Raw genomic sequence first — 6,084 nt, forward strand, 5'->3', positions numbered from 1 at the left:
CCCCCCCCCCCCCACGTCCGTGACCTGTTCGGCCTGGACCATACCAGTGGCCCGCTGTTCGCCGTGGTATCGCGCCTGGTTTACCAGAAAGGTCTTGACCTGACCGAAGCCGTCGCCGAATTCATCGTCGAGTCCGGCGGGCAGATCGCGATCATTGGTCGCGGCGAGCCGGAAGAAGAACAGGCCATGCGCGAACTGGCGCTGCGCTTTCCCGGCAAGATCGGCGTGCGCATCGGCTTCAACGAAACCGATGCCCGACGGATGTTCGCCGGCAGCGATTTCCTGCTGATGCCATCGCGCTACGAGCCGTGCGGCTTGAGCCAGATGTACGCCCAACGCTTCGGCTCGCTGCCGGTGGCGCGCAATACCGGCGGGCTGGCGGACACCATCGAGGATGGCATCACCGGGTTCCTGTTCGACGAATCCACGGTGGACAGCTACAAGCAGGCCCTGAGCCGGGCTTTCAAGGTGTTCGAGTTTCCCGAGCTGCTCAATGCCATGCGTTGCCGGGCCATGTCGGCCCCCTTCAACTGGTCCAAAGCGGTGGAGCCCTATGCCGAACTTTATGAACAACTGGTAGCTAAGTCGCTGGGAAAATCGGCCAGACAATGAGGTAACCGATGCCGTCAAGGACGCCTGAAACCTGGACCCATGGCGCGGTCTTGCTCGATTCCGAGCACACCCGTTTCGCCCTCTGGGCCCCTGATGCCTTTTACGTCAGTGTCGAACTCGACACTGGAGAATCCATACCGATGCTGCCCCAGGCCAACGGCTGGTACATGATCCAGGCCCGTTGCCCCGCTGGCACTCGTTACCGCTTCAACATCGATGGCGAGCTGGAGGTGCCCGACCCGGCCTCCCGCGCCCAGGACGGGGATATCGATCGCCACAGCGTGGTGGTCGACCCCCACGCGTACCAATGGCGACACACCAACTGGACCGGTCGCCCCTGGTACGACGCCGTTATTTACGAACTGCACGTAGGCGCCCTCGGTGGTTTCGAAGGCGTCGAACAACAATTGGCACGCCTGGCCGGGCTTGGCGTGACCGCTATTGAACTGATGCCCCTGGCGCAATTTCCCGGCGATCGCAACTGGGGCTACGACGGTGTACTGCCCTACGCGCCCCAGGCCTCCTATGGCACGCCGGACCAGCTCAAGCACCTGATCGACAGCGCCCATGGCCATGGCCTGGCGGTCCTTATCGACGTGGTCTACAACCACTTCGGCCCTGATGGCAACTACCTGCACCGCTACGCCAAGGGCTTCTTTCGCGAAGACAAACACACGCCCTGGGGTGCGGCGATCGACTTCCGGCGCCGCGAGGTCCGCGACTTCTTCATCGAAAACGCGCTGATGTGGTTGCTGGAGTACCGTCTCGACGGCCTGCGCCTGGACGCCGTGCATGCCATCGAAGACCCGGATTTTCTCCAGGAGCTCGCCACCACGGTGCGCCAACAGGTCGACCCGACGCGCTACGTCTGGCTCACCGTCGAGAACGAACACAACCAGGCCAGCCTGCTGGAACACGGCTATGACGCCCAATGGAACGATGACGGGCACAATGCCTTGCACGTGCTGCTGACCGGCGAGACCGATGCCTATTACGCCGACTATGCCGAGCAGACCACGGAAAAGCTGGCGCGCTGCCTGAGCCAGGGGTTTGTGTTCCAGGGCCATACCAACCGCCACGGTGAATCCCGTGGCGAGCCCAGCGGCCATCTGCCGCCGAGCGCATTTGTATTGTTCTTGCAAAACCACGACCAGATCGGCAACCGGGCCTTGGGCGAGCGCCTGCACCAGTTGGCACCGCCACAGGCGCTGCAAGCAGCAACGGCCTTGTTGCTGCTGTCACCGATGATCCCGCTGTTGTTCATGGGCGATGAAGTCGTCGCCGAACAACCGTTCCTGTTCTTCACCAGCCACCACGGCGAACTGGCGGAGTTGGTGCGCGAAGGTCGTCGCAACGAATTCAAGGCCTTTGCAGCCTTTGCCGACCCCGAGAAACGCGAGCGGATCCCCGACCCGAACGCGGCCGGCACATTCGACGCGTCACGGCCCAACCTGGAAGCCCATCAACCGGAACAACTGGCCAGTGAAACCCTGTATCGCCAGTTATTGAAGATCCGCCGTGAGGAAATCGTCCCGCGCCTGCCCGCCGCCCATGCGCTGGGCGCGGATGTGCTGGGCCATGGCGCCGTCAGCGCGCGCTGGCAGATGGGCGACGGCAGCGTGTTGCGCATCGACCTGAACCTCAGCGACAAACCGGTCGGACACAGCGCACCGCAAGATGCGCAGATTCTTTTCGAACATCCACCGCAGGCCATGGGTCTGTTGCAACAAGGGGTGCTCACGCCCCACAGCGCGCTGGTCAGTCTGACGCAAGCGACAACCTTGCCAACTATCACTGGAGAGCGCCTATGAGCGATGCGCAACTGGAAATCCTCGCTGGCCGAGCGGGCCTGGCGGTGGACTGGATCGATGCCAATGGCCGTGCCCAGAAAGTTTCACCCGCGGTGTTGCGCTCGGTCCTCACCGGCCTGGGGCATCCCGCCGGCACTGCCCAGGAAATCGACGCCAGCCTGTTGCAGTTGCAGGAAGACCAACAGAACCATCGCCTGCCGCCGCTGCTTACCGCAGACGCAGGCGTGAATGTTGACCTGAGCCGCTATTTCGAACCCGCGACCCCGTGCGAGATCCAGCTTGAAGATGGCGCGACGCTGAACCTGAAACTTGACGCCGACGCGACGCTCCCGGGGATCGTCCCGGTGGGCTATCAGCAGGTCAGCATCCAGGGCCAGCATTTCACCCTGGCGGTGGCGCCCGCCCGTTGCTACAGCGTGGCGGATGCGGTGGACGACCCGACCCCCAGGGTCTGGGGCCTGAGTGCGCAACTCTATTCCCTGCGCCGCCCCGGCGATGGCGGCTTCGGCGACACCCAGGCTTTGGAAGAACTGGCCCGGGTGGCCGGCGAGCGCGGTGCCGACGCCCTGGCCATCAGCCCGATGCATGCGATGTTCAGCAGCGACACCGGGCGCTACAGCCCTTATTCGCCCTCCAGCCGGCTTTTTCTCAACAGCTTGTATGCCGCACCTGGCGCCATCCTCGGCGAGCGTGCGTTGCGCACGGCAATCGACGCCACGGGCTTGACCAACCAGTTGCGCAGCCTCGAAGAACAGCCGCTGGTCGATTGGCCGGTGGCTGCCGAGGCCAAGCAGCGGGTTCTTCGCGCGCTGTACGACGGTTTCAGCCAGGGCGAACATCCGCTACATGAGGATTTCAGCAGTTTCCGCCACAGCAGCGGCGAAGCCCTGGAAAATCATTGCCGCTTCGAAGCCCTCCAGGCTGATCGCGCGGCTCGGGGCGAAAGCCTCGACTGGCGCCAATGGCCGCAGGAATGGCGCGATCCGCGCAGCGCCGCGCTGGCCCGTTTCGCCGAAGAGAACGCGGATGAAATCGGCTTCTACGCCTTCTGCCAATGGTTAATTGCCCGCTGCCTGGAGCGTGCCCAGAGCGCGGCGAAGTCCAGTGGCATGGGCATCGGCCTGATCGCCGATCTCGCCGTGGGCGCCGACGGCGCCGGCAGTCAGGCCTGGAGCCGCCAGGATGAACTGCTCGCCTCGCTCACCGTCGGCGCACCGCCGGACATTCTCAACCGCTCCGGCCAGGGCTGGGGGATCTCGGCGTTCTCGCCAGAGGGGCTGGTACGCAACGGTTTCCGCGCATTCATAGAAATGTTGCGGGCTAATTTCGCCCACGCCGGCGGCTTGCGCATCGACCACATCATGGGCCTGCAACGATTGTGGGTGATCCCCAACGACGCCCCGCCCACCGATGGCGCCTACCTTTATTACCCGATCGATGATCTGCTGCGGCTGCTGGCCCTGGAGTCCCATCGCCACCGGGCCATTGTGCTCGGCGAGGACCTTGGCACCGTGCCCGAAGGCCTGCGGGAAAAACTCGCGGCCCGCGCCATTCTCGGCATGCGCGTGCTGTTGTTCGAACAGGACAATACCCACTTCAAGCCGATCCTCGATTGGCCGGACGACGCCCTGGCTACCACCAGCACCCATGACCTGCCAACCCTGAACGGTTGGTGGCACGGTCACGACATCGACTGGAACGCCCGGCTGGACCTGATCGATTCCCACACCGAGATGGACTGGCGCCGGCACCGTCAACGCGAGCGCGACGGGTTGCGCAATGCATTGAACCAGGACCCGCAGAATTTTCGCGAAGAACACCGCGAAACCGACCAGGTGCTGGACGCCAGCGTGCGCTTCCTCGGCCATACCCGCGCGCCGCTGGTGCTGTTGCCGCTGGAAGATGCCTTGGGTATCGACGAACAGGCCAACCTGCCCGGCACCACCGACACCCACCCCAACTGGCGGCGGCGCCTGGCTTTGGAAAGCCGCGCCTTGCTGGACGACCCGGACGCCGCACGGCGTCTGGAAATACTCGCCTGCGCGAGACTTCAGGCGAACGAGCGTGACCGATGAACCAGACACTGATCCAACCGCTGCAGGCCACCTTGCGCCTGCAATTTCATAAAGGCTTCACCCTCGACGATGCCGTGGCACAAGTGCCTTACTTCGCAGCGCTGGGCATCAGCCACATCTATGCGTCCCCCCTGCTCAAGGCTCGGGCCGGGTCCATGCACGGTTATGACGTGGTCGACCCGACCCAGGTCAACCCGGAGCTTGGCGGAGAGGCTGCGCTCAAGCGCCTGGTCGCCGTCTTGCGCGAGCACCGGATGGGCCTGATTCTCGACATCGTGTCCAACCACATGGCCGTTGGCGGCAACGACAACCCCTGGTGGCTGGACCTGCTCGAGTGGGGACGCTTGAGCCCTTATGGCGAGTTCTTCGACATCCAATGGCATTCCCCCGACCCGCTGATGGAAGGCCAGCTGCTGTTGCCATTCCTGGGCAGCGACTATGGCGTGGCGTTGCAGGAAGGCACGTTGAAACTGCGCTTCGATGCAGCGCAAGGCAGCTTCCATGTCGAGCATTACGAGCACCGTTTCCCCATCTGCCCGATGCAATACGGTGAACTGCTCAAGCCTGCGGACGCTCTGGAGCCTGAGCAGATCGACGCGCTCAAGGCGCTGGCCGAGCGCTTCACCACGCTGAACTACCAGACCGATGCCCACTCGCTTGCCCGCCCGCTCCAGCAAGAGCTGCGCGATCTCGCCACCCAATCGGCCATCCTCAGCGCCCTTGAAGACAATCTGCGCGGCTACGATTCTACCGAGCCTGCAGGTTTCGAGCGCCTGCACCAACTGCTTGAACGCCAAAGCTATCGACTCGCCAGCTGGCGCACGGCGGCGGACGATATCAACTGGCGACGCTTCTTTGATGTCAACGAACTGGGCGGCCTGCGGGTCGAGCGGCCGGCGGTGTTCGAGGCGACCCACGCCAAGATCTTCGAGCTGATCGCCGCAGGGCTGGTGGACGGCCTGCGGATCGACCACATCGACGGCCTGGCCGACCCTCGCGGTTACTGCCGCAAGCTGCGCCGTCGCGTCGACTCGCTCTCCCCCTCGCGACACCTGCCGATTTTTGTCGAGAAAATCCTCGGCGACGGCGAAACCCTGCGCCGCGACTGGAACATCGATGGCAGCACCGGTTACGAATTCATGAACCAGATTTCGCTGCTGCAACACGACCCGGCCGGCGCCGAGCCCCTCGCCGAGTTCTGGAGCCGGCACAGCGAGCGCCCGGCGCACTTCATCGAAGAGGCCCGCCTGGCCCGCCAGCAGATCCTCAACGGCTCCCTCGCCGGAGATTTCGAAAGCGTCGCACAGGCGCTGTTGCAAGTCGCCCGGGACGATGTGATGACCCGCGATCTCACCTTGGGCGCGATTCGTCGGGCGTTGCAGGAGTTGATCGTGCACTTCCCGGTGTATCGCACGTACATAAACCCGCTGGGACGCTCCGCCGAGGACGAGGTGTTTTTCCAGAAAGCGCTGGAAGGCGCCCGGCAAACCCTGAGCGAAGCCGATTGGCCGGTGCTCGACTGCCTGGCCGACTGGCTCGGTGGCATGCCGTGGCGCAGGCGACCTCGCGGCAGCGAACGCAAACGC

4 protein-coding genes are annotated in these 6,084 nt (G+C 64.1%); all 4 read left to right on the plus strand.

Annotation, left to right across the window (positions count from 1 at the left end):
* Window positions 1-612: glycosyltransferase (locus ACE04F_RS16245; RefSeq protein WP_486108241.1), on the plus strand; the 612-nt coding region annotated here is incomplete at its 5' end.
* 8 nt (window positions 613-620) lie between these two features.
* Complete coding sequence (treZ, locus tag ACE04F_RS16250) at window positions 621-2,423, plus strand: malto-oligosyltrehalose trehalohydrolase (RefSeq protein WP_486108243.1); 1,803 nt, start codon at window positions 621-623, stop codon at window positions 2,421-2,423.
* Window positions 2,420-4,498: a 4-alpha-glucanotransferase gene (gene malQ / locus ACE04F_RS16255; RefSeq protein ID WP_486108245.1), complete on the plus strand. Its 2,079-nt coding sequence runs from the start codon at window positions 2,420-2,422 to the stop codon at window positions 4,496-4,498. The genes treZ and malQ overlap by 4 nt, the downstream gene beginning before the upstream one ends.
* Window positions 4,495-6,084: malto-oligosyltrehalose synthase (treY, locus tag ACE04F_RS16260; protein WP_486108247.1), on the plus strand; the 1,590-nt coding region annotated here is incomplete at its 3' end. The genes malQ and treY, both read left to right, overlap by 4 nt.

The organism is Pseudomonas sp. AGC41 (assembly GCF_057334555.1).